Annotated in this window: 23 protein-coding genes; 8 read left to right on the forward strand and 15 right to left on the reverse strand. The window is 64.4% G+C overall.

Going from position 1 to position 24,125, the window contains the following annotated elements; translation table 11 throughout:
* Window positions 1-41 precede the first annotated feature (41 nt).
* The 14 genes from ACXAF5_RS03330 to ACXAF5_RS03395 all read right to left on the reverse strand — a co-directional run bounded on the left by ACXAF5_RS03330 (window position 42) and on the right by ACXAF5_RS03395 (window position 17,789).
* On the reverse strand, window positions 42-2,705 hold the full coding sequence (locus ACXAF5_RS03330; protein WP_474945528.1) for a TIGR02302 family protein: 2,664 nt from the start codon (window positions 2,703-2,705) through the stop codon (window positions 42-44).
* A gap of 122 nt (window positions 2,706-2,827) precedes the next feature.
* Complete coding sequence (gene lysA, locus ACXAF5_RS03335) at window positions 2,828-4,093, reverse strand: diaminopimelate decarboxylase (protein ID WP_474945529.1); 1,266 nt, start codon at window positions 4,091-4,093, stop codon at window positions 2,828-2,830.
* A gap of 176 nt (window positions 4,094-4,269) precedes the next feature.
* The gene (locus ACXAF5_RS03340) at window positions 4,270-4,584 is read right to left on the reverse strand and encodes an EthD family reductase (RefSeq protein ID WP_474945530.1); all 315 of its coding nucleotides are present in this window, start codon (window positions 4,582-4,584) and stop codon (window positions 4,270-4,272) included.
* Window positions 4,585-4,675: 91 nt separating this feature from the next.
* Entirely contained in the window at window positions 4,676-6,073 is a 1,398-nt protein-coding gene (gene lpdA, locus ACXAF5_RS03345; protein WP_474945531.1) for a dihydrolipoyl dehydrogenase, read from the reverse strand.
* Between the two features lie 140 nt (window positions 6,074-6,213).
* Window positions 6,214-6,774: a L,D-transpeptidase family protein gene (locus tag ACXAF5_RS03350; RefSeq protein WP_474945532.1), complete on the reverse strand. Its 561-nt coding sequence runs from the start codon at window positions 6,772-6,774 to the stop codon at window positions 6,214-6,216.
* Window positions 6,771-7,181: an MAPEG family protein gene (locus ACXAF5_RS03355; protein ID WP_474945533.1), complete on the reverse strand. Its 411-nt coding sequence runs from the start codon at window positions 7,179-7,181 to the stop codon at window positions 6,771-6,773. The genes ACXAF5_RS03350 and ACXAF5_RS03355 overlap by 4 nt, the downstream gene beginning before the upstream one ends.
* A gap of 151 nt (window positions 7,182-7,332) precedes the next feature.
* On the reverse strand, window positions 7,333-8,841 hold the full coding sequence (gene odhB, locus ACXAF5_RS03360; RefSeq protein ID WP_474945534.1) for a 2-oxoglutarate dehydrogenase complex dihydrolipoyllysine-residue succinyltransferase: 1,509 nt from the start codon (window positions 8,839-8,841) through the stop codon (window positions 7,333-7,335).
* Between the two features lie 14 nt (window positions 8,842-8,855).
* Window positions 8,856-11,810 carry a 2-oxoglutarate dehydrogenase E1 component gene (locus tag ACXAF5_RS03365; protein ID WP_239360381.1) on the reverse strand — a complete coding sequence of 985 codons (2,955 nt, stop codon included), beginning with the start codon at window positions 11,808-11,810 and terminating at the stop codon, window positions 8,856-8,858.
* A gap of 240 nt (window positions 11,811-12,050) precedes the next feature.
* On the reverse strand, window positions 12,051-12,938 hold the full coding sequence (gene sucD / locus ACXAF5_RS03370; protein ID WP_239318759.1) for a succinate--CoA ligase subunit alpha: 888 nt from the start codon (window positions 12,936-12,938) through the stop codon (window positions 12,051-12,053).
* A gap of 18 nt (window positions 12,939-12,956) precedes the next feature.
* On the reverse strand, window positions 12,957-13,796 hold the full coding sequence (locus ACXAF5_RS03375; protein WP_474945535.1) for a glycosyltransferase family 25 protein: 840 nt from the start codon (window positions 13,794-13,796) through the stop codon (window positions 12,957-12,959).
* 57 nt (window positions 13,797-13,853) lie between these two features.
* Complete coding sequence (gene sucC / locus ACXAF5_RS03380; protein ID WP_239318761.1) at window positions 13,854-15,047, reverse strand: ADP-forming succinate--CoA ligase subunit beta; 1,194 nt, start codon at window positions 15,045-15,047, stop codon at window positions 13,854-13,856.
* Window positions 15,048-15,420: 373 nt separating this feature from the next.
* Entirely contained in the window at window positions 15,421-15,960 is a 540-nt protein-coding gene (locus ACXAF5_RS03385; RefSeq protein ID WP_474945536.1) for a GNAT family N-acetyltransferase, read from the reverse strand.
* A gap of 99 nt (window positions 15,961-16,059) precedes the next feature.
* Window positions 16,060-17,022: a malate dehydrogenase gene (gene mdh / locus ACXAF5_RS03390; protein WP_239318763.1), complete on the reverse strand. Its 963-nt coding sequence runs from the start codon at window positions 17,020-17,022 to the stop codon at window positions 16,060-16,062.
* 455 nt (window positions 17,023-17,477) lie between these two features.
* Window positions 17,478-17,789, reverse strand: coding sequence for a hypothetical protein (locus tag ACXAF5_RS03395; protein WP_239318764.1), 312 nt, complete (start codon window positions 17,787-17,789; stop codon window positions 17,478-17,480).
* A gap of 350 nt (window positions 17,790-18,139) precedes the next feature.
* Here ACXAF5_RS03395 and ACXAF5_RS03400 point away from each other — a divergent pair, with 350 nt between their 5' ends.
* The 5 genes from ACXAF5_RS03400 (at window position 18,140) to ACXAF5_RS03420 (ending at window position 21,667) form a co-directional block, all read left to right on the forward strand.
* Window positions 18,140-18,994 (forward strand): HpcH/HpaI aldolase/citrate lyase family protein, encoded by an 855-nt coding sequence (locus ACXAF5_RS03400; protein ID WP_474945537.1) that lies wholly within the window; start codon window positions 18,140-18,142, stop codon window positions 18,992-18,994.
* 38 nt (window positions 18,995-19,032) lie between these two features.
* A complete protein-coding gene (locus ACXAF5_RS03405) occupies window positions 19,033-19,581 on the forward strand; it encodes an NnrU family protein (RefSeq protein WP_474945538.1) in 549 nt (182 codons plus the stop codon).
* A gap of 3 nt (window positions 19,582-19,584) precedes the next feature.
* The gene (locus ACXAF5_RS03410) at window positions 19,585-19,788 is read left to right on the forward strand and encodes a DUF1737 domain-containing protein (protein WP_068240441.1); all 204 of its coding nucleotides are present in this window, start codon (window positions 19,585-19,587) and stop codon (window positions 19,786-19,788) included.
* A 1-nt stretch (window position 19,789) separates the two neighbouring features.
* Window positions 19,790-20,830 (forward strand): MaoC family dehydratase, encoded by a 1,041-nt coding sequence (locus tag ACXAF5_RS03415; protein ID WP_474945539.1) that lies wholly within the window; start codon window positions 19,790-19,792, stop codon window positions 20,828-20,830.
* Window positions 20,831-20,992: 162 nt separating this feature from the next.
* Window positions 20,993-21,667, forward strand: a complete 675-nt coding sequence (locus tag ACXAF5_RS03420; protein WP_239318774.1) for a DUF1194 domain-containing protein — start codon at window positions 20,993-20,995, stop codon at window positions 21,665-21,667.
* 55 nt (window positions 21,668-21,722) lie between these two features.
* On the opposite strand, the gene ACXAF5_RS03425 is transcribed toward ACXAF5_RS03420, so the two are convergent.
* On the reverse strand, window positions 21,723-22,328 hold the full coding sequence (locus ACXAF5_RS03425) for a TetR/AcrR family transcriptional regulator (RefSeq protein ID WP_474945540.1): 606 nt from the start codon (window positions 22,326-22,328) through the stop codon (window positions 21,723-21,725).
* A gap of 70 nt (window positions 22,329-22,398) precedes the next feature.
* Between ACXAF5_RS03425 and ACXAF5_RS03430 the strand changes: the two genes are divergently transcribed.
* The 3 genes from ACXAF5_RS03430 (at window position 22,399) to sdhC (ending at window position 24,117) form a co-directional block, all read left to right on the forward strand.
* The gene (locus ACXAF5_RS03430) at window positions 22,399-22,935 is read left to right on the forward strand and encodes a peroxiredoxin-like family protein (protein ID WP_474945541.1); all 537 of its coding nucleotides are present in this window, start codon (window positions 22,399-22,401) and stop codon (window positions 22,933-22,935) included.
* Between the two features lie 13 nt (window positions 22,936-22,948).
* Window positions 22,949-23,347 (forward strand): hypothetical protein, encoded by a 399-nt coding sequence (locus ACXAF5_RS03435; RefSeq protein ID WP_474945542.1) that lies wholly within the window; start codon window positions 22,949-22,951, stop codon window positions 23,345-23,347.
* 380 nt (window positions 23,348-23,727) lie between these two features.
* Window positions 23,728-24,117: a succinate dehydrogenase, cytochrome b556 subunit gene (sdhC, locus tag ACXAF5_RS03440; RefSeq protein ID WP_474945543.1), complete on the forward strand. Its 390-nt coding sequence runs from the start codon at window positions 23,728-23,730 to the stop codon at window positions 24,115-24,117.
* Window positions 24,118-24,125 lie beyond the last annotated feature (8 nt).

Below are 24,125 nucleotides of genomic sequence, written 5' to 3' on the forward strand. Positions count from 1 at the left end.
CGCGGCGTTTGTGTTTCTGTCCCGCTGCGGGGCGGTGAGGGTCAGAATTTATCCAGCAGGCGTTGCAGGTAATTGCGTTCGCTTTCGCTGCGCTCCCGCTCGCCGGCACGGCGGCGGATTTCCTCCAGCAGGTCCCAGGCGCGGCGGTAGGCCTGGCCGTCGCTGATGCTGTCGCGGCTGAACATGTCGCCGCCCTGGCCGCTCCGGTCGCGGCCCAGAGGGTCGAGCGCGTTGCCCTGGCGGTTGCCGAGGCCCTGCTGGTTGCCCGGCTGCTGGCCCTGCTGTTGCTGTTCCGCCATCGCCTCGCCCAGGGCGCGCATGCCTTCGCGCAGCGCTTCCATCGCTTCGGACTGGCGGTCGATGGCTTCGGCATAGTCGCCACCGCGCAGGGCCTCTTCGGCGCCCTCCATGGCGCGCCCGGCCTGATCGAGGGAGTCGCGCGCCGCGTCGCCCTCGGGACCGCCCAGAGGCAGACCGTCGCGCTGGCGCTGCAATTCGTTGCGCAGGGCCTGTTGCCGCTGCGCCAGATCTTCGGGGCTGCCGGGGGTGGCGCCGGGGGCCGAGCTGCCGCCCTGACCCTGACCGCCCTCGCTCTGGTCGCGCTCACCGGGGGACTGTCCGTCACTGCCGCCCTGACCCCCCTGGCCGCCCTCGTGGGACTGGCCACGCCCAAGCCCGCCGTTGCGCCCTTCGTTGCCCTGGCTCTCCCCCCGGCGCGCATCGGGATTGAACTGTTCCTGCAAGTCGCGGAAAGCCTGATCGGACAGGCCCTGCTGATCGCGCAGGGTTTCGGCGAGCCCTTCCATCGCCTCCTGGCCCGGGCTGCCGCCTTCACCACCTTCGCCTTGCGTGACGCGCATGTTCTCCATCATCTGCTGGAACTCGCGCAGGGCCTGTTCGGCCTCGGCCATGCGGCCCTGTTCCATCAGTTCCTGAATGCGGTCCATCATCGCCTGCAGGTCGGACTGGCTCAGCTGCATGCTGTTCTGCTGCCCCTCCTCGCCGCCGTCCTGCGAGTCGCCCTGTTCCTGCGCCTGCCGTGACAGCTGGCGCATGTAATCCTCGGTCGCCTCGCGCAGTTCCTGCATCAGGCGGGCGATTTCCTCGTCGCTGGCCCCGTCCCGCATTGCCTGGCTCAGCCGTTCCTGGGCCTGACGCATGCGCTCCAGCGCATCGCCGACATCGCCCTCTTCCAGCTGCAAGGCCAGATCCCACAGCGCGGTGGCGATCTCCTCCTGCTGCGCCACGCTGATCGGACCCTGCGCGCTAAAGCCCTCGAGCCGCTTCAGGATCGTGCGCAGTTGCAGATAGTTGCCCATATCGGGAAACACGTCCTCCGGTCGGTGGCTGAGGGTGCGCAGGATCTGCGCCACCCGTGGGCCATTTGCCCGCGCCCACAACAGATCGCGGCGCTGCTCGATCAGGGCCGCCGCCATCGGGTCAAAGAACCGGCGCGCGGTCAGCGGCGCAGAAAGGGTCGCGGCGCTGCTCTGCTGACCCGGCGCATCCTCTGAGCGAAAACTGTAGACCACCGGCAGGTTGGCCCAGGGATGGGCAGAGAAATCCTCGACCAGCGCCTCGCTGAACAGGCGGCGGTCGCCGGTCAGGGACAAGGGCAGCGGCACGGAGATCGGGTCGCGCGCATCCGGTGGCGTCGCCAGCCCATGTGTGCGCGCCAATGCGGTATCGTCCAGCGTGATGGTCACCTGACCGCCAATCACGCCATAATCATCGGCGGCGTCAAACGGCAGTGTCATGGTCCCGTCCGCGGCCAGATCCGGCGTCCCGGTGATGGCCACATCCGGCGGCGCGTCGGCGATCACCGAGACCTGCCAGCTGTCGCCGCCCGGCCCGTCGATCGTCAGATCACCGCTGCGGGTGACGGCAAAGCTCTGTTCCGGATCGGTGGCCGAGGGCAGCTCTCCGGTGCGCCCGGAGACGGTCTCGGCCAGAGCCAGATCGCCGACCTCGCCGTAAAAGCGCAGGGTGATCTGGCTGTTTTCGGGAATGCGCAGCTCCGTCCCGGTCATGTCGCCCAGATAGAGCGTCGGCAGGCCGGTATAGCGCGGCGGTTCGATCCAGCCCTCCCAGGTGGGGCCCGACAGGCCCGCGGTGCCCGTGCCCGGCAACAGCTCGGCGACGCTGCCGGCGCGCCAGGCGGTACCGAACAGGACCCCGGTGACCAGCACCAGCAGCGCCACATAGCGCAGCGCATAAGGGTCGCGGTCATGCAGCCGCAGGTTCGGCGCCGGGGCTTCGGCGCGGGCGGCGCGGGCGGCCATACGGTCCTGATGCGCCTGCCACAGGGCGATCGAGGCCGGGTCGGTCGCCCCGGAGGCCTGGGTATCCAGAAGCGCGGCAATGGGCCGGCCCGGCAGGGTCTCGTCGAGGCGGATCAGCGCGTCTTCGTAGTGGGGCCAGCGAAAGCGCAAAGCCCCCCAGACCAACGCCGCCGCGCTGCCCAAGAGGGTGATGACGACCAGCGCCCAGACCGCTTCGACCGCCAGCCAGTCGAAGCCACCCAGCAAGACGATGCCGGTGGCCAGGAACAGGATCGTCACCAAGGGCCAGAACGCCCGCCACAGGCGTTCCGCTACAAGGCCTAGCCGGGTCATCACAATCGCCCGGCGCAGCGGTGCCAGCGCCGGTGGGCGGGGGGACGATCCGACCTCGACGGACGGGTCAGGGGTGTGCTGCTCGGTCATGCCGCTGTGCCTCCGCGCGGGTCCCGACAGGGGAGAGACCACCTGTCGCCGGGCTGCAGACCCGCCACCGCCGGTCTCGACCGGACGGGATCAGGTCCCGGACCGGCGCAGGGCAGAGCGTGTTACAGCCACTCCGGGATGGTATCGCGATTTATCATCTCGTCAAAGGTCGGGCGGTGCCGGATGACCGCAAATTGATCGCCATGCACCAGAACCTCGGGGATCAGCGGGCGCGAGTTGTACTCGCTCGACATCACCGCGCCGTAAGCGCCCGCACTGCGGAAGGCGACCAGATCGCCCGCCCCAAGCGGCGGCATCTGGCGCTGCTTGGCAAAGGTGTCGCCGCTTTCGCAGACCGGACCGACGATGTCATAAGGCTTGGGCTCCAGCCCCGGCGTGGGTTCCACCACCGGAATAATATCGTGATAGGCCTCATACATGGCGGGGCGAATAAGGTCGTTCATCGCGCCATCCAGAATCAGGAAATCGCGCCCTTCGCCCTCTTTGACGTAGATCACCTTGGAGACCATGATCCCTGCGTTGCCCGCCACCAGACGCCCCGGCTCGATCTCGATCTCGCAGCCCAGATGGCCAAGTTCTTCCTTGATCATCTGGCCGTATTCCACCGGCAGCGGCGGTGCCTCGTTGGAGCGGGTGTAAGGGATGCCCAACCCGCCGCCCAGATCGAGGCGGCGAATGTCGTGACCATCGTCGCGCAGGGTCTGCGTCAGCTCCGCAACCTTTTGATACGCAAGGCGGAACGGGGCTAGATCCGTGAGCTGAGAGCCGATGTGAACGTCGATCCCGATGACCTCAAGCCCCGGCAGGCTGGCGGCATGGGCGTAGACCTCGCGGGCGCGCGCGATCGGGATGCCGAACTTGTTCTCGGATTTGCCGGTGGCGATCTTGGCGTGGGTCTTGGCATCCACATCCGGGTTCACCCGCACGGTGATCGGCGCGGTGGTGCCCAAGTCCAGCGCGACGGCGTTGATGACGTCCATTTCCGGTTCGGATTCGACGTTGAACTGGCGAATGCCGCCGCTCAGCGCGGTCCGGATCTCCTCTGCGGTCTTGCCAACACCGGAAAAGACGATCTTGTCGCCCGGCACACCTGCGGCCTTGGCGCGGCGATATTCGCCCTCGCTGACCACATCCATGCCCGCACCCGCCGCGGCCAGCGTTTTCAGGATCGCCTGATTGGAGGCGGCCTTCATCGCGTAGCACACCAGATGGTCGGTGCCTTCCAATGCCTCGTCAAACAGGCGGAAGTGGCGCAGGAGCGTCGCGGTCGAATAGACGTAGAACGGCGTGCCCACCGCAGCGGCAATCTCGGCTACGGGGACGTCTTCGGCGAACAAGGCGCCATCGCGGTAGAGAAAATGATCCATGGCCCGCGTTTAGGGCAAAACCTGCCCCTTGGGCAAATGATTCCGATCATGCCGGGGCTGCTGATCCGGATGGTTTTCGCATCGCGGGGGATGAACTGGCACCAGCCCGCGCAGGCGGGGGAATGACGCCGCAACTACCTTGCCGCTCCCGTAGCGCCGGTCGGGCGCCTCCGGGGTCAGCTCATCAGCAGTTCGCCGACCAGGATCTGCGGGCGGATATTGGTGAAATTGGCCACATCGTCGATGATGACACCGCCTTTTTCACCCATCGCGGTATCGAGCGCCTCCATATCCGGGAAGGTGATCGTGGCAATCAGCAGGTAGGGCGGCGGCACATCCGGGCCGCCCGCCAGCCCGCGCGTCGCCTCGACCGTCTCGATCAGATCGCCCCAGTGCTCCTCGATCAGGGGCAGGTGGGTCTCGACATAATAGTCATAATCGAACTGCGCCTCGTCGGACGCGGGATAGAGCACTTGCAGGCTGACGGTCATGGTTGCGTTCCTTTGCAGACGGAAACGGCCCGCCGATGTGGCGGGCCGATGAGATATGCGGCGGTATTGCTCCGCCGGGCCCGAGTTGGGCTTAACTGTGGATGGCGCCGTCGCCGCAGGCAAGGGCGGCTTCGCGCACGGCCTCGGAATAGGTCGGGTGCGCGTGGCAGGTCAGGGCCAGATCCTCGGCAGAGGCGCCGAATTCCATCGCCACGCAGATCTCGTGGATGAGATCGCCTGCAGCGGGGCCGATGATGGCCGCGCCGAGGATGCGGTCGGTTTCCTTATCGGCAATCAGTTTGACAAAACCACCCTCGGCCTGATGCACAGCCTTGGCGCGCGCATTGCCCATGAACATGAACTTGCCGGTCTTGATCTTGCGGCCCTCGGCCTTCAGCGCGTCCTCGGTGGCACCGACGGTCGCAACCTCGGGTGTGGTGTAGACCACACCGGGAATGACGCCGTAGTTCACATGGCCATGTTTGCCCGCGATCACCTCGGCGACGGCCATGCCCTCATCCTCGGCCTTATGCGCCAGCATCGGACCCTCGATGACGTCGCCGATGGCATAGATGCCTTTGACATTGGTGGCCCATTGCGCGTCGGTGGCGATCTGGCCGCGCTCGGTCATCTTTACACCCAGCGCGTCAAGGCCAAGGCCCTCGGCATAGGGTTTGCGCCCCGTGGCGACCAGCACCACATCGGCCTCGATGACCTCGGCGTCGCCGCCTTTTTTCGGCTCATAAGAGACTTTGGCCTTGGACTTGGTGGTTTCGACGCCTTTGACGGCGGCCCCCATGATGAAGCTGAGGCCCTGCTTTTCAAGGATGCGTTTGAAGCCGCGCTGGACGTCCTTGTCCATGCCGGGGCAGACCGCGTCCATATATTCGACCACGGTGACCTCCGCGCCGAGGCGTGCGTAAACCGAGCCCAGCTCCAGACCGATGACGCCTGCGCCGATCACGACCATTTTCTTTGGCACCTTGGGCAGTTCCAGCGCGCCGGTGCTGTCGACCACAAGGCCCTTGCCGTTGTCGACCTCGACACCCGGCAGGGCGGAGGGCACGGAGCCAGAGGCAATCACGATGTTCTTGGCCTCATGGGTGTCGTCACCCACTTTGACCTTGCCCGCCTCGGGGATGGAGGCCCAGCCTTTCAGCCAGTCGATTTTGTTCTTCTTCATGAGGAACTCAACACCGCCGGTGTTCTGGCCGATGACCTCATCCTTGTAGGATTTCATCTGGTTCCAGTCGACCGAGGGGCTTTTGCCCTTCAGGCCCATGGCGCCGAAGTTATGTTCTGCCTCATGCAGCATATGCGTCGCGTGCAACAGCGCCTTGGAGGGGATACAGCCCACGTTGAGGCAGGTGCCGCCGAGGGTCTCGCGGCCCTCTACGATGGCGGTCTTCAGGCCTAGCTGGGCGCAGCGGATGGCGCTGACATAGCCGCCGGGGCCAGCGCCGATGATGATGACGTCATAGGATGCCATGGGTCATGTGCTCCTTTGGAGTTGAGCGGGGAGGGGGCGCTGCCCCCGGCCCATATGGGCCTCCCCCGGGATATTTTGGGTTAGAAGATGAAGATGCGCTCGGCAATGTCCAGAGCGAATTTGTTCGATCTGAAGGATCATCAGAGCGCCTCCGTGATGGTGATTGGGGTTCCGTTTGGGACAAGTGACCAGATTTCGCGCATCTCGGCGTTGGTCACCGCGATACAGCCATCGGTCCAGTCCCGCATCAGGTGCAATGCACCCAAGGCCCCCCAGCCGTTGGGCAGGCCGTGGATCATGATATTGCCGCCGGGATCGCGCGTGGCGGCCTCAGCAGCGGCCTCGTCTGCGGCATTGGGGTAGGAGATATGCAGGCTCAGATGTGCGACGGAGTTTGGATTGCGCCAGTCGATTTCATAGTGGCCTTCGGGCGTGCGCTCGTCACCCTCGGACTGTTTGTGACCTGCGGGTGCAGCGCCAAGCGAGATGTCGTAGCTGCGGATGGTTTCGCCTTGGCGCAGCAGATGCAGTGCGCGGGTGGATTTGACCACGAGGATCTCATCCGCCTGTGCGTGGGCTTCGGCCATTGGCGGCGGTGTGCCGGACCCCGTGCGCGCCATCACCTTGGTATAGGCGAAGATGGCGACGCCGAGCCCCAGTCCCAGCACACCCAGGCGCAGGATATGCCTGATGATGCTCATATCAGGGCGGCCACCAGTATCGCCGCGGTCGCGAGATAGCCCACGGCCCAGATCAGGCTGCGCCACGGCACCCAGCCAAAGGCATAGGCCGGGATATAAAGCACCCGCGCGCCGAGGTAAGAAAAGGCGCAGACGGTGGTGAACAGCGAGGATTGCCCCGCGAGCGTGACCACGACGCAGGCGATCGAAAAGAGGATCAGCCCCTCAAAGTGGTTGTTCATCGCACGAAACAGCCGCGCGGTGCGTTTGGAGACCTGATCTTGCAGGTCCCCGCCCATGCGGTCGCGGTCGCGCGGACTGACCGTCTGGCCCGGTTTCAGCTCCAGGTTCGCCGGCACCGCCATCAGGGCGATCTGAAAGACCTGAAGCAGGGCGGCAAGGGTGAGGGCGGTGAGTTCGGGGGTCATTTTACCTCGACATATCGCGAAATAGCTCTGCCAATTCTTGCGCAGTCATTTGCTGCTTCCCTCTTGCCCGGCATCGCCGGGCAGCGCCCGACCCTCCCCACGGGAGGGCGCTTTCGCACCCACCCAGGGTCGGGCGCTGCCCTGATGGTGCTTACAGATCCATCAGCAGGCGGCGGGGATCTTCCAGCGCTTCCTTGACGCGCACGAGGAAGGTCACAGCGCCTTTGCCGTCGACGATACGGTGGTCATAGGACAGCGCCAGATACATCATCGGGCGGATCTCAACCTTGCCGTTGATCGCCATCGGGCGGTCCTGGATCTTGTGCATGCCCAGGATGCCGGACTGCGGCGGGTTCAGGATCGGCGAGGACATCAGCGAGCCATAGACACCACCGTTGGAGATGGTGAAGGTGCCGCCTTGCATTTCCGCCATCGACAGCTTGCCGTCGCGGGCGCGCGCGCCTTTCTCGGCGATCGCTTTTTCGATGTCGGCAAAGGACATCGCATCGGCGTCGCGGATGACCGGAACCACCAGACCCGTGGGCGTGCCAGCGGCGATGCCCATGTGGACGAAGTTCTTGTAGACGATGTCGGTGCCGTCGATCTCGGCGTTGACCTCGGGGACCTCTTTCAGCGCGTGGCAGCAGGCCTTGGTGAAGAAGGACATGAAGCCCAGTTTCACGCCGTGCTTCTTCAGGAACAGGTCCTTGTACTCGTTGCGCAGCGCCATCACCTCGGTCATGTCGACCTCGTTGTAGGTGGTCAGCATGGCCGCGGTGTTCTGGCTGTCTTTCAGGCGTTTGGCGATGGTCTGGCGCAGACGGGTCATCTTCACCCGCTCCTCGCGCGAGGCATCATCGGCAGACACCGGCGCGCGCGGTGCGGCGGCGGGCGCCGCGGCAGCGGGGGCGGATTGGGCCGCGGCGATTGCGCTTGTGACATCTTCCTTCATGATGCGGCCATCGCGGCCGCTGCCCTTGACGTCGGAGGCGGAGAGACCGGCCTCGGCCATCGCCTTTTCCGCCGATGGCGCATTGGCGACGTCCTTGGACGCGGCGGCAGGCGCGTCACTGGCCGCAGGCGCATCAGCCGGGGCCGCCGCCACCGCTGCACCGTCGCCGGAGAGGACGCCCAGTTTGGCAGATGCATCGACGGTGGTGCCTTCCGGCGCGGTGATCTCTGCCAGAACGCCAGCGGCAGGTGCGGGCACCTCGACGGAAACCTTGTCGGTTTCCAGTTCGCAGAGCATTTCGTCCTGCGCGACGCTGTCGCCGACCTTCTTGAACCAGGTGGAGACGGTCGCCTCGGAAACACTTTCGCCCAGGGTCGGCACCATCACATCGACGGATCCCGCGCCTGCGGCAGGGGCCTGGCCTTCGCTGTTGTCGGCTTTCGGCTCCGGGGTTTCCGGGCCCGCTTCGCCAGCCTCGGCGATATTGGCCAGCAGCGCATCGACGCCGACGGTCTCGCCTTCCTTGGCGACGATCTCGGCCAGGGTGCCTGCGGCGGGCGCCGGCACCTCGACGGTCACCTTGTCAGTCTCCAGCTCGCAGAGCATCTCGTCCTGCGCCACGCTGTCACCCGGTTTCTTGAACCAGGTGGCGACGGTGGCTTCGGTCACGGATTCGCCCAGGGTGGGCACGCGCACTTCGGTGGTCATGATCTCAATCTTCCTCAGATGCTCAGCGCTTCGTCAACGAGCGCCGCTTGTTGGGCTTTGTGTTCGCTGGCCAGGCCGGTTGCAGGCGAGGCCGAGGTGGCGCGTCCGACGTAAACCGGACGGGTGTGTTTTGCTTTGATGCGGGTGAGGACCCATTCGATGTTGGGCTCGATAAAGGTCCAGGCGCCCTGGTTCTTGGGCTCTTCCTGACACCAGACCATCTCCGCATCCTTGAACCGCTCCAGCTCCTTCACCAGGCTGATCGCCGGGAAGGGATAATACTGTTCGATCCGCATGATGTAGACATCGTCGATGCCCCGGGCGTCGCGCTCTTCCAGCAGATCGAAGTAGACCTTGCCGGAGCACAGCACCACGCGCTTGATCTTCTTGTCTTCGACCAGCTTGGTCTCCGATGCGCCGGTTTCCGCGTCATCCCACAGAACCCGGTGGAACGACGATCCGGTGGTGAACTCATGCGCCTTGCTGACCGCAAGCTTGTGACGCAGCAGCGATTTCGGCGTCATCAGGATCAGCGGCTTGCGGAAGGTCCGGTGCAGCTGGCGGCGCAGGATGTGGAAGTAGTTCGCTGGCGTCGTACAGTTCGCCACGATCCAGTTGTCCTGACCGCACATCTGCAGGAACCGCTCCAGACGCGCGGAGGAGTGCTCCGGCCCCTGACCTTCGAACCCGTGCGGCAGCAGGCAGACAAGGCCCGACATCCTGAGCCATTTCGATTCACCCGAGGACACGAACTGGTCGAACATGATCTGCGCGCCATTGGCAAAATCGCCGAACTGCGCTTCCCACAGCGTCAGCGCGTTGGGCTCGGCCAGCGAGTAGCCATATTCAAACCCCAGCACCGCATATTCCGACAGCGCCGAGTCGATGACCTCGTAGGAGGCCTGACCCTTGCGGATGTTGTTGAGCGGGTAATAGCGCTCTTCGGTGTCCTGATTGACGATGCCCGAATGCCGCTGCGAGAAGGTGCCGCGGGTGCTGTCCTGACCGGCCAGACGCACCGGGTAGCCCTCGGTGAGCAGCGAGCCGAACGCCAGCGCCTCGCCGGTGGCCCAGTCAAAGCCCTCGCCGCTGTCGAACATCTTTTTGCGCGCATCGAGGAAACGCCCGATGGTCTTATGCACCGGATAGCCCTCGGGCAGGGTGGTCAGACCCTTGCCGACCTCGTCAAGCGTCTCGGGCTTGATGGCGGTCTCGCCGCGCTGATAATCCTCGTCCTTGCTGTCGAGATGCGACCAGCGCCCGTCCAGCCAGTCGGCCTTGTTGGGCTTGAAGTTCTTGCCGGCCTCGAACTCCTCGTTCAGATGCGCCTGAAACGCGGCCTTCATGTCCTCGATCTCGCCCTCGGGGATCAGGCCGTCCTTGACCAGTCGTTCCGTATAGAGGCTCAGGGTGGTCTTGTGGCCCTTGATCTTCTTGTACATCAGCGGGTTGGTGAACATCGGCTCATCGCCTTCGTTGTGACCAAACCGGCGGTAGCAGAAGATGTCGATCACCACGTCCTTGTGGAACTTCTGGCGGAACTCGGTTGCGACCTTGGCCGCATGCACCACGGCCTCCGGGTCGTCACCGTTGACGTGGAAGATCGGCGCCTCGACCACCAGCGCATTGTCGGTGGGGTAGGGCGAGGAACGCGAGAAATGCGGCGCCGTGGTGAAGCCGATCTGGTTGTTCACAACGATATGCATGGTGCCGCCGGTGCGGTGGCCGCGCAGACCGGAGAGCGCAAAACACTCCGCCACAACGCCCTGACCCGCAAAGGCCGCGTCGCCGTGCAGCAGGATCGGCAGCACCGCGGTGCGATCCGCGCGGTCATTGAGCTGGTCCTGCTTGGCGCGGACCTTGCCCAGCACCACCGGGTTCACCGCCTCCAGGTGCGAGGGGTTCGCGGTCAGCGACAGGTGGACCTTGTTGCCGTCAAACTCGCGGTCCGAGGACGCGCCGAGGTGATATTTCACATCGCCCGAGCCATCCACGTCTTCGGGCTTGAACGACCCGCCCTGGAATTCGTTGAAGATCGCGCGGTAGGGCTTTTGCATCACATTGGCCAGAACCGACAGGCGGCCGCGGTGCGGCATGCCGATGACGATATCCTTGACGCCCAGATTGCCGCCGCGCTTGATGATCTGCTCCATCGCCGGGATCAGGCTCTCGCCGCCGTCGAGACCAAACCGCTTGGTGCCCATGTATTTGACGTGCAGGAATTTCTCGAACCCTTCGGCCTCGACCATCTTGTTGAGGATCGCCTTGCGGCCCTCGCGGGTGAAGCGGATTTCCTTGTCGTAGCCTTCGATGCGCTCCTTCAGCCATGCCGATTGCTCCGGGTCGGAGATATGCATGTACTGGAGCGCAAATGTGCCACAATAGGTTCGCTTCACGATGTCCACGATCTGGCGCATCGGTGCGACTTGAAGCCCGAGCACATTGTCGATGAAGATCGGCCGATCCATGTCGGAATCGTTGAACCCGTAGGTTTTGGGGTCCAGCTCCGGGTGGGGCGTGTTGGCGCGCATGCCCAGCGGGTCCAGGTCCGCGGCCAGGTGGCCCCGGATCCGGTAGGCCCGGATCAGCATGATGGCGCGGATCGAGTCGAGCACCGCGCGTTTGATGGCGTCATCGGACACCGCAACGCCATGCTCCTTGGCCTTGTCCGCGATCTTCTTGCCGGCGGCCTTGGCCTCGGCCGGGGCGGGCCACTCGCCGGTCAGCGCGCCGGTCAGGTCATCGTCGGGGGCCGGCGGCCAGTCGCTGCGTGCCCAGCTCGGCCCGGCGGCCTCTTTCTTGATGTCCATGTCGCCGTCGCCCATGGCGCGGAAGAACTCTGCCCAGGCGGCGTCCACCGCACCCGGATCATTGGCGTATTGGGCATAGAGCTGCTCCAGATACTCCGCATTGTGCCCCTGCATGAAAGAGGACGCATGAAAGATGTCGTTGGGGCTTTGGTCGGTCATTGTTGTGCCTCATATGGGTTTGGACCGTAAGCAATCAGCCTGTTGTCCGGGGCTGAAAGCCCGAAAGGGCGTAAATTCCGTATCAGGGGGCTGGCGGATCTTGTGGCGAAGGCGGCCAGAGCGCCGCATCAGCAACAGGGTCCGTGGATCTGCGCAGGACAGGCAGAACCGGGGCGGGCGCAAAACGCCCACCCCGCAGATCATCAGATGATCTCTCGCTATATGTCGGATGCGGTTGCATCAGCCGTTTGCGATCGCTTTCTGAACCGCTTCGCCCAGGGTCGCCGGGCTGTCGGCAACCACGATGCCTGCGGATTTCATCGCTTCGATCTTGTCTTCGGCGCCCCCTTTGCCGCCGGCGACAATCGCGCCCGCGTGGCCCATGCGGCGGCCCGGAGGGGCGGTGCGCCCGGCGATGAAGCCTGCAATCGGCTTCCAGCGGCCTTTTTTCTTCTGCTCGGCGATGAATTCCGCCGCTTCTTCCTCGGCAGAGCCACCGATCTCACCGATCATGATGATCGACTGGGTTTCCGGATCGTCGAGGAACATGTCCAGCACGTCGATATGCTCGGTGCCCTTGATCGGGTCGCCGCCGATGCCCACAGCCGAGGACTGGCCCAGACCAATGTCAGAGGTCTGCTTCACCGCCTCATAGGTCAGGGTGCCGGACCGGGACACAACACCAACCGAGCCACGCTTGTGGATGTGGCCGGGCATAATGCCGATCTTGCAGGCGTCGGGGGTGATCACGCCGGGGCAGTTGGGGCCGATCAGGCGCGATTTGGAGCCTTCGAGCGCGCGCTGCACCTTCATCATGTCCAGAACCGGGATGCCCTCGGTGATGCAGACGATCAGTTCCATCTCGGCGTCGATCGCCTCCATGATGGAATCGGCTGCAAACGGCGGCGGCACATAGATCACCGAAGCGTTGGCCTCGGTCACATGCTTGGCTTCATGCACGGAGTTGAACACCGGCAGGTCGAGGTGGGTCTGACCGCCCTTGCCGGGGGTCACGCCGCCGACCATCTTGGTGCCATAGGCGATGGCCTGCTCGGTGTGGAAGGTGCCCTGAGAGCCGGTGAGACCCTGACAGATGACTTTGGTGTTTTCGTCGATGAGGACTGCCATGATGTCCTTTCCTTTCGATTATGCGGTTTGTGCCTCGGCGGCACGTGCCGCGCTGTCGTCGGTGAGCGCCCGATCCGCATAGGTGACCCGCACAAGCCGTGCGCGCCCCGAGATCAGGCGAAGGAGATGCAGGGGCAGAGCGCGCAGCTCGGCCATGCCCCGCAGGCGTTTTTGTTTGCGGTAGAGCGCACCTTGGGGCTTGCGCTGCGCATGGCCCAGAAAGGTGCCCTCGTCAGGAGGGGTGTTGCCCTGTGTGACCAGGGCAGGAGTGATCTGATGCGGGGTCAGGCTCCGCGCGGGCCCGGACACCATCGGGTTGAACAGAAGCGAGTCCACGGTCTGATCGAACGGCGCCTGCGCCAGCAGCACCTCGGCTCCGCGCCGGGTCAGCATATAGCCCGCCGCGCCGGGATAGCGCGACAACATCGGCGCCACGTCGCGGCCCAGATGTGCGTGCGTTTCTGATCCCAGCATGACTTTCATGGTCTCGCTGCGCCAGAACTCCAGACTGAGCAGATCGCAGCCCTGCGGCCACCAGCTCAGATCCGCGGTCCATTGGCGCAACTCCGACGAGATGAAGACGTCATCCTCAAAAATGAGGGCAACATCCGCATCCGACGCCAGAAACTGCTCCCAAACCTTGGCGTGGCTCAGGGTGCAGGCCATGTTGCCATGGGCAAACACCCCCCAGGGGCCAAAGCTCTTGCACTGCTGCAACAGTTCCGCTTCCGGAGTGGTTTCCAGATCCACGGCGGACACGAACTCAGCCTCCAGACCGGCATCCCTCAGGGCGGCCTGCATCGCGGCATGCCGACCCGTCGCCCGGTCGAGAGAGATCATGTATGTCACCAGCTTCATGCCCGGAAACCATTCAGATCCTGCGCTCCCCGAGCCGGTTGGCTCGGGGAAGGCGGGTCAGCCCTTCACCGCTTTCACGATCTTCTCGGCCCCGTCGGACAGGTCATCCGCGGCAATCACGTTCAGGCCAGAGGTCGCAATGATCTCTTTGCCCTTCTCGACGTTGGTGCCTTCCAGACGCACAACCAGGGGCACCTCAAGACCGACTTCCTTCACGGCCGCGATCACGCCTTCTGCGATCACGTCGCAGCGCATGATGCCGCCAAAGATGTTCACCAGGATGCCTTTGACGTTCTTGTCGGAGGTGATGATCTTGAACGCCTCGGTCACTTTCTCCTTGGTGGCGCCGCCGCCCACATCGAGGAAGTTCGCAGGCTCCGCGCCATAGAGCTTGATGATGTCCATGGTGGCCATCGCCAGGCCTGCGCCGTTCACCATGCAGCCGATCTCGCCGTCGAGCGCGATGTAGTTCAGGTCGTATTTCGACGCTTCCAGTTCCTTGGGGTCTTCCTCGGTGGTGTCGCGCAGCTCGGCGATGTCGGCGTGGCGATAGATCGCGTTGCCGTCAAACCCGACCTTGGCGTCCAGCACCTTGAGATCGCCGCTGTCGGTCACGATCAGCGGGTTGATCTCCAGCATCTCCATGTCTTTGTCGATGAAGGCCTGGTAGAGCTGGCCCATCAGTTTCACGCATTGCTTCACCTGCGCGCCTTCAAGGCCGAGCGAGAAGGCGATGCGGCGGCCGTGGTAGGGCTGGTAGCCGGTGGCCGGATCGACGGAGAAGGACAGGATCTTTTCCGGGGTCTCTGCGGCGACCTCTTCGATGTCCATGCCGCCCTCGGTGGAGCACACAAACGACACGCGCGAGGTCACGCGGTCCACCAGCAGCGCTAGGTAAAGCTCGGTCTGGATGCCGGAGCCGGCTTCGATGTAGATCCGGTTGACCTGCTTGCCCGCCGGGCCGGTCTGATGGGTCACAAGGGTGCGGCCCAGCATCTTCTTGGCTTCTTCAGCGGCTTCTTCCACCGATTTGGTCAGGCGCACGCCGCCTTTTTCGCCCGCATCGGCCTCCTTGAAGGAGCCCTTGCCGCGGCCACCCGCGTGGATCTGGGCCTTCACCACCCAGAGCGGCCCGTCCAGCTCACCGGCTGCGGTCTTGGCTTCGTCGGCTTTCTTCACCACGCGCCCGTCGGAAACCGGAGCGCCGTAGCTGCGGAGGAGGGCCTTGGCCTGATATTCGTGGATGTTCATGAGAAACTGTCCCGTCTGGCTGCAATTGTCCCTTGCTAGTACGCCGTCTTCAAACAGGAGGTTAAAGGGTTTTCTGCCCGGTGAGCGCTAAATGATGAAGTTTTTTCGGATTTGTGATCACAGGTTTGGGGGGTGTGATCACATAACTGAAACGCTAAAAAACAGCCGATTCGTGCAGGCATTCCCCGAAGGCGGAGGCAGGATGTGCCCGGCGTCAAGAGGCTTCCAGCAACTGGAGGTCACTGTTTGCAGCGGCTGTCGGCGTGGTTTTATGTGGCCGGCATCCGCGCGCTTCTGCACTCTTGGGCGATTTCGGATTGGGGCGTTTCAGGCGACCGCCCCCGTTGTCCTGTTGGCGGCGATCCCCCGGCCGTCACGGTCTGGGCAGGCGGTAGACCTCGACCGCGCGCCCGCAGCTCGGGTCCAGGGTGCGCCGGTCAAATACCAGCCCGAGCTTTTGCATGATGCGCCCGGAGGCGGCGTTTTTGGGTTGGTAGATGCTGACAATCTCCGTCAGGCCGCGCGTCCCGACGCCAAACTCCAGCGCCGCCGTTGCCGCTTCGCTGGCGTAGCCGTGCCCCCAGTGTGCCTTGGCAAACCGCCAGCCGATCTCGACCGCGGGGAGGATCTCGGGCAGGAACCCGGGCCAGGACAACCCGGCAAAGCCGATCAGGTCGCCGGCGGCCTTCGATTGCACCGCGAACAGACCATATCCGCGCTCCGCCCAATGCGCCTCGAAGGATGCGATGCGTCGCGCGGTCTCCTCGGTCGTCAGGGTCGCGCCAGTGCCGATGTAGCGCATGACATCCGGGTCAGCGCAGATCGCGGCAAAGGGGGTCAGATCACCCGGTTTCCAGCCGCGCAGGAGCAGGCGTCGGGTCTCGATCTGCGGCGGTGTCTGGTGCAGGGGCATGTGCGGGGGCTCCACAATTGCGGTGCAGCGTGACACCGCAGGGACAAGAAAAAAGCGCCCCGGAACAGGGCGCTTTGATCTGTGTTATCGCGTCGTGGCTCAGGCCAGCGAGCTGTCGATGCCCTTGCAGGCGTCCACGAGACCCTTGACCGCGTTCACGGAGGTGTCGAACATGGCCTGCTCTTCCGCGTTCAGGTTGATGTCGACGATGCGCTCGATGCCGCCGGCACCGATCACGGTCGGCACACCTACGTACATGCCGTTCAGACCCAGCGCGCCGTCCACATAGGCGGCACAGGGCAGCACGCGCTTCTGGTCCTTCAGGTAGGCTTCGGCCATCTCGATCGCCGAGGTCGCCGGCGCGTAATAGGCAGAGCCGGTTTTCAACAGGCCGACGATTTCGGCGCCGCCGTCCCGGGTGCGCTGCACGATGGCGTCGAGCTTGTCCTGGGTGGTCCAGCCCATCTTCACCAGATCGGGCAGCGGGATGCCGGCCACGGTGGAGTAGCGCACCGACGGCACCATGGTGTCGCCATGGCCGCCCAGCACAAATGCGGTGACGTCTTTCATGGAGACGTTGAATTCCTCGGCGAGGAAGTGGCGGAAGCGGGCGCTGTCCAGCACGCCCGCCATGCCGCAGACTTTTTCATGCGGCAGGCCGGAAAATTCGCGCAGCGCCCAGACCATCGCGTCGAGCGGGTTGGTGATGCAGATCACAAAGGCGTCGGGGGCGTTGTCGCGGATGCCTTCGCCGACGGATTTCATCACCTTGAGGTTGATGCCCAGCAGGTCGTCGCGGGACATGCCCGGCTTGCGCGGCACGCCTGCGGTCACGATGCAGACGTCTGCGCCTGCGATGTCGGCATAGTCCTGTGTGCCCTTGAGGCTGGCGTCAAAGCCCTCGGACGGACCGGATTCGGCAATGTCCAGCGCCTTGCCTTCGGGGGTGCCTTCGGCGATGTCGAACAGAACGACGTCGCCAAGTTCCTTGAGGGCTGCAAGATGCGCGAGGGTGCCACCGATCTGACCTGCGCCGATAAGGGCGATTTTGGGTCGTGCCATGGGATAATCTCTCCGGTCCGGTTGATTTCTGACCCGATGCCTACGGCGTTCGGTGCCGCTTCGCAAGTGTTCTGCGATGCGGCATTTCCGGAGAGGGCTGCTGCTTTGTGCCTATTTGCGACAACATGTGTTGATTTTGCGAAGGAAGTCGGGCGCCGGATGGCGCGGCCGACCCCGCTGCTGCACCCTGACGCTGGCGTCGCGGGGCGCCCCGGCACGGGACGGTGCAGAGGCGATACGAGCGGATGGTCATCGCTGGTGATGCGGCGAATCGGGGGACCTGCGCATCCCTTATGCCCGGGTTTTGCAGACCCTTCCCTGCGCCCATGCCCGCAGCCCGTGACCACATATGACCTGACCACATGTGGCCTTGCCCGAACGCGTACCCACGCGCGGGGTGACCTGACGCGAAGGCGTCCCCGCGTGCGGGGGCGTGGAGGCCGGGCCCGGTGCGATCAGGCGTCGGTGTCCATCGCCGGCAGCGCCTCGGCCAGGACCTCGTAGGACTGGCCCGAAGCCACCAGGCAGGTCATGCCGTTGGGAGTGGTGACGGTGATGGTCCAGGAGCCGGTCTCGTTGGAGGCAAATGTCTCCATCACCATGCCCTGCTGGCCCATGCCGATGCTCTGGCGGCTCTCGCCATATTTCTCGGCCAGCCGCTTCACGACCATTTCGCGCGGCGCGCAATTCTGGCTCTGGGCGGTGGCCATCTGGGCGGTCAGGGCCAGGATCAGCCCTGCGGAGAATGTGAACAGCGTCTTCATCATAGGTTTTACCCCTTTCGGAACGGCTCCCCCGGCAGGGCGCCGAACAGGCACCCCGGCGACCTGGGACGGACCGGTTTTCTGGTGACGTAATCATGACTGCGGACCCAAGGCCCACATGGCGCCAGAGCGGAACACCCGCCGGAGAAGAGCGCCGGTATGGTTCAGACTGACAGAGAGGTCCAAAGAACTGGTTAATGGGGCGTTCATGTTGTAATTCAAGTGTTTATCAGATTTCCGGCACGCGCCACCTGGATAATTTCTGCGATGCGGCGCAATTCACCTTGAAATTATTACGCGTCAAATGTAGCGATTTGGGTAATATTGTGACTTTGTCAGATCTGGAGAGCCCCATGGATCCGCGCGCCCGCCCTCATCGTTCCGTCCTCTATATCCCGGGATCAAAGCCCCGGGCGCTGGACAAGGCCCGCAGCCTGCCGGTGGATGCGATCATCTTTGATCTGGAGGATGCGGTCTCGGTCGAGGAGAAGGACAACGCCCGCGCCACCCTGGCCGAGGCGCTGGCGGCAGGCGGCTATGGCAACCGCGTGAAGATCGTGCGGATCAACGGGCTCGACACCGCATGGGGGCGTGCGGATGCAGAGGCGGCTGCCAACATGGGATGTGACGCCATCCTCCTGCCGAAGGTGTCTTCGCCCGCCGACCTCGACGCGCTGGCGGAGATCACCGGGGACCTGCCGCTGTGGGCCATGATGGAGACGCCGCAGGGCATGCTGAACGCCGCCCAGATCGCCGCACATCCACGGTTGCAGGGGCTTGTGATGGGCACCAATGATCTGGCCAAGGACATGCAGACCCGGTTCCGCGCCGATCGCCTGCCGTTGATGAGCGGTCTTGGATTGTGCCTGCTGGCGGCCAAGGCGGCGGGCAAGGTGATCGTCGACGGGGTCTATAACGCCTTCAAGGACGACGCGGGGCTGATGGCGGAATGCGAACAGGGCCGCGACATGGGGTTCGACGGCAAGACGCTGATCCACCCGGCGCAGGTGGAGGTCGCCAACCGCGCCTTCGCGCCGTCGGAGGCCGAGGTCGATCTGGCGCGCCGCCAGATCGCCGCCTTTGACGCCGCCGCTGCCGCGGGGCAGGGGGTGGCCGTGGTTGATGGCCGCATTGTGGAAAACCTGCATGTTGTGACCGCGCGTGAAATCATCGCGAAAGCAGATGCAATTGCCTCTCTCAGCGGATAGGGCTGTAATCAGGCACCGGTCTGATGTTGGAGAAAGACATGGCACTTCTGATACTTGGCATTATCCTGTGGTGGGCCGCCCACCTGTTCAAACGCCTCGCCCCGGCACAACGCGCTGCCCTGGGCGACAAGGGCAAGGGGCTGGTGGCGCTGGCGCTGCTGGCAAGCGTGGTGCTGATGGTCATCGGCTATCGCGGTATCGACTACATCCATGTCTGGGCGCCGCCATCGTTCATGGTGCATATCAACAACTCACTGATGGTGCTGGCGCTGTTCTTCACCAGCCCGGGTCCGCGCAAGGGGCGGCTGTTCTACAAGATGCGCCACCCGATGCTGCTGGGCTTCTCGCTCTGGGCGGTGGCGCATCTGCTGGTCAACGGTGATCTGGCCTCGGTGATCCTGTTCGGGTCGCTGCTGGTCTGGGCCGGGGTCGAGGTCATGGCGATCAACCGCGCCGAGCCGGAGTGGACCCCAGGCCCCAAGGGCACCACCGCCAAGGGGCTGATGTTCCTGGCGATTTCCATCCTGCTGGTCGGTGTGATCGGCTATATCCACGGGCTGATCGGGCCCTCACCATTTCCGGGATAACACATGAAACTCTATCGATTCCTGAGCGAGGACGACACCTCTGCCTTCTGCCACAAGGTCACCGAGGCGCTGAACAAGGGCTGGGAACTCTACGGCAGCCCGACCCAGACCTTTGACCCCGTGAAGGGCATCATGCGCTGCGGCCAGTCGGTGGTGAAGGAGGTGGACGGCACCTACACCCCGGACACCAAGCTGGGGGCGCACTGACATGACCAAGACCAACCGCGGGCGTTTCTTCGAGGATTACCGGCTGGGCGAGGTGATCCGCCACGCGGTGCCACGCACGGTCTCGGGCGGCGAGCGGGCGCTCTATCATGCGCTCTATCCGGCGCGGCATGCGCTCTATTCCTCGGATGAATTTGCCCGCGCGGTTGGTCTTGGTCAGGACACAGGCGCGCCGCTGGAGGATCTGGCGGCGTTCCACATCGTCTTTGGCAAGACGGTACCGGATATTTCCCTCAACGCAGTCGCCAATCTGGGCTATGCCGAGGGGCGCTGGCATCTGCCGGTCTATGCGGGCGATACGCTGCGGGCCGAGAGCGAGGTGATCGGGCTCAAGCAGAATTCCAACGGCAAGACCGGGGTGGTCTGGGTGCGCACGCGCGGGCTCAACCAGCGCGACGACTGCGTGCTGGACTATGTGCGCTGGGTGATGGTGCGCAAGGGCAACCTCGACGCCGACGCACCGGAGACCCGGGTGCCGGAGCTGCAACCGGCGCTGGCTGCGGCAGACCTGTCGCTGCCGGCGGGGCTTGATTTCTCGGCCTATGATTTTGAACTGTCCGGAGAGCCGCACCGCTGGGGCGATTACGCCATCGGCGAGCAGATCGACCACGTCGATGGTGTCACCGTGGAGGAGGCCGAGCATATGCTGGCCACCCGCCTGTGGCAGAACACCGCCAAGGTGCATTTCGACACCACCGCGCGCCCCGATGGCACCCGGCTGATCTATGGCGGTCACGTGATCTCGATGGCGCGGGCGCTGTCGTTCAACGGGCTGGCCAATGCGCAGATGATCGTGGGGCTCAATGGCGGCGCGCATGCAAACCCCTGCGTGTCCGGCACCACGATCCGCGCCTGGTCCGAGGTGCTCGACAAGGCAGAGACCGACAGGCCCGGCGTCGGAGCGATCCGCTTGCGGCTGGTCGCGACCTCCGGCGGCGCGCCGTTCCAGCTCAGGGGCGCGGATGGCAAATACCTGCGCGAGGTGCTGCTGGATCTCGACTACTGGGCGTTGATGCCTGTCTAACCTGCCTGTCTGACCCGCGCGGCTGGCCGCGCGTCTGGTCCAGCGGCTGGCATTCAGGCGATGCGCCGGTGCCCCGGCCCGGCAATGACATATGCGCGAGGTCGCGGCTGCGGTCGCGCTTTGATCTTGCCCCCACGGGCCTGTGGCCGCAGTCTCGATCCCATGCGCGATGTGATCCTCTTGGCTGTGAGTGCGGTCGCTGCCCTGTTGCCGGGGAGCGCGCGTGCCTGTGACCTTGCGCTGGTGCTGGCGGTGGATGTCTCCGGCTCTGTCGATCCGCGCGAGTATGACCTGCAGATGCAGGGGCTGGCCTTTGCCCTGCGCGACCCGCTGGTCAGCGAGGCCCTGGTGCGGGCAGAGGCACAGGTGGCGCTGGTGCAATGGAGCGGCATGTCCCGTCAGGCCCTGACGGTGCCCTGGACCGCGGTGCCGGATTTTGTCGCGCTGGAGGGGTTTGCCGATGCGGTGGAGCAGAGTTCCCGCAAGTGGCGCAACTACTCCACCGCCATCGGCGAGCTGCTGACCTTTGCCTTGCCGATGTTCGACGCGGTTCCGCAGTGCCGTCGCCGGGTGGTGGATGTGTCGGGCGACGGGCCGTCGAACGAGGGCATCGCCCCGGAGGCACTGCGGGCCCGGCTGACGGCGGCGCGGGTCACCGTCAACGCCATTGCGATCGAGGCCAGCGAGGACGATCTCGCCGCCTATTTCTTCGAACATGTCATCCACGGCCCCGGCGCCTTTGTGGTCTATGCGGACAGCTATGAGGACTACCCGCGCGAAATCCGCAAGAAGCTGCTGCGCGAGGTGGTGAAGCAGACCGCCGGGCTTGCCCGCTGATCCGACCTGACCCGAGCTGACCTGACCCGACCGGCGCGGGCCGGCGCGGCGGCGCTCAGGACAGCAGCAGGGCCACCCGCTCCGGCACGTCCTTCAGCATTTGCGCGCGGGTCCATCCGGCCCGGCCGCGGAACATGTAGCCCTGGCGGATGTCGAACAGCAGCGCCGCCCGGTCCCGCGCCGGAAAACCGGGTGGCAGGGTGCCCTTGTCGATCTCGCGCTGAAAGCGGGCCGTCAGCCGCGCCTCGGCCTCGCAGATCGTCTCCTCGACGCGCGCGGCCACGCCCTCCACCTGACCGACTGAGGCCACGACGCTGGAGCTGATAAAGCAGCCCTTGGCGCCGCTGTCATGCTCCGTGGCCGATGTGATGACCGCGACCAGAAAGCCGCGCAGCGCGGTTTCGATGTCCTCTTCGCCCTCCAGCACGACCAGCGGCGTGCAGGCATCCGAGGCGCGATAGTGGTCGATGGTCTTCAGGTAGAGATCACGCTTGTCGCCGAACGCCGCATAGAGGCTTGGCCCGGTGATTCCCATGGCCCCGGTGAGATCGCGCATCGAGGCGCCATCATAACCCTTCTCCCAGAACACGGTCATCGCCTTCAGCAACGCCTGATCATAGTCGAAAGTCCGGGGGCGGCCCAATTTTTTTGTAACACTCAATATAGAATCCTTGACGCCCTGCGCGCTCGCTACTTATGTATCAATCAATACATATAAGGAGTCCCCGAAATTGACCAGTCCCAAACTTGCCGCCGGAACGGTGTTTCCGGCGATCACCCTTCCTGTGCTTGATGGCGGCACGCGCGACATTTCAACGCCCGCTGCGGGCTTTGACTGGATGCTTGTCGTTGTTTATCGCGGCAAACATTGCCCGCTGTGCACCCAATACCTGCGCCAGCTGAACGACACCCTCGACGATCTGCACGCGCTGGGCGTCGACGTGGTGGCGGTGTCTGCCGACAGTGCCGTCCGTGCCGCCGCCCAGATGGCGGAGGTGAGCCCTCGTTACGAGGTGGCCTATGGGCTGTCCGTGGAGCAGATGCAGGCGCTTGGCCTCTATGTCTCCGATCCCCGGAACGGGCAGGACGTGTCAGAGCCCTTCGCGGAGCCGGGCCTGTTTGTGCTGAACGAGGATCGGGTGCTGCAAATCATCGACATCTCGAACGTGCCCTTTGCCCGCCCGGATCTGGCCTGGATCGCCAAGGGCATCGGGTTTCGTCGTGGCCCCATGAAGGCCGCGCCTGTCAACGGTACCTATGCCGCCTAAAACGGAGACCCCCATGACACAGACCCCCGAGCAAGCCCTGCAGGATAAGGTGCAGGACCTGATGACCTTCGGCACCAGCGCCAATATGGCAGAGCTGGACAGGATCTATCACGACGACATCGTGGTCATGGATCTGAGCATCGACGGCCGTCTCGTCACCCTGGACAAGCAGGGTTTCATGGCGCTGATCGGCGAGTCCTTCAAGGACAAGATCCCCGAAGAGCATATGTGGTCGAAGATCCACAGCCTGACGGTGAGCGGCGATCGCGGCCATGTGCTGATCTCCCGCAAGATCCCGGTGGGCGGTCCCAGGATGCATATTGATCTCAGCATCGACTTTGTGTTCGAGGAAGGACGCTGGCAGGTGACGCGAGAGGTCAACTTCAGCCGCCCGGATGCCGCCGCGGCCTGACACTAACGCGGCCTGACCGCGAGCGCGCGGATCAGATACCGAGGCCGGCAGCATGTGACCCTGCCGGCCTTTGCACGTGGGCGCCGGGCTTGCGATCGCAAGCCGCTCTGGCAGCGCTGCGTGGCCCGGTTCAGCACCGGATCTGTGGCAGGTGGTCCGGTCCCGGGGGGATCGGGAATGCCTCTGCCCTGCACGGGCGGTGCTGATTCTGACTGTTCTACTTGGGATCAGGGTTTGTGATCACAGCAATCTGGCTTGTGATCACAACGTGGAGAAATTGCCACAAACGGCAGCGTTAACAGGCGATTTTTACCACTCGTTTGCGTGACAGTGCGCAAAAATAGGCTAAAACGTCGTCAGCTAACCGGAAAGGAGCCAACATGGCCGATGTCAATCGGGGCAACCGCCCGCTATCGCCCTTTATGATTGGGCCGTACTACCGGCCGCAGCTTACCTCCATCTCCTCCATCATGGTCCGGATCACCGGCATTGCCTCGCTCGGGGCGGCGTTGCTGGTGGTGTGGTGGTTGCTGGCGGCTGCGACCTCCGCGTCGTCCTTTGCAGTGATCGACGGGTTCTTGCGCAGCTTTGTCGGCGACATTGTGCTGCTGCTCGCAAGCTGGGCGATCTTCTACCACATGCTGGGCCGCCTGCGGCACGTGATCTGGGACTTCGGCTACTGCCTTGAGGTCGCCACCTCCGAGAAGATGGCGCGCGGCATGTTCGTGGGCGCAACCGTGCTGGCGATCCTCGCCGCCATCGTGCTGTAAGGAGATCT

It is taken from the genome of Epibacterium sp. ABV4_022 (assembly GCF_056159345.1).